The 251-nt window shown below is 73.3% G+C and carries 1 pseudogene; it reads left to right on the forward strand.

The annotated features are described in order from the left end of the window. Window positions 1–251: pseudogene (cpsB, locus tag MKK55_RS25175) on the forward strand (mannose-1-phosphate guanylyltransferase/mannose-6-phosphate isomerase); the annotation flags it as partial.

The raw sequence follows: 251 nt of genomic DNA on the forward strand, positions 1-251 counted from the left end.
AAGATCTCGATCGACTACGCGGTGATGGAGCGCACGACGCGCGCCGGCGTGCTGCCGGTGTCGTTCCCGTGGTCGGACGTCGGCACCTGGGACGCGGTCTGGCAGGTGCTGCCGCAGGACGCCGCCGGCAACGCGGTGCGCGGCCGGGTCGAGCTCCTGGGCACGCGCAACAGCCTGGTGCACAGCGAGGGCGAGGGGCTGACCACGGTGGTCGGCCTCGACGACGTGGTGGTGGTGGCGACCCCCGACGC

The sequence above is a fragment of the Methylobacterium sp. J-059 genome (assembly GCF_022829485.1).
Lineage (GTDB): Bacteria > Pseudomonadota > Alphaproteobacteria > Rhizobiales > Beijerinckiaceae > Methylobacterium.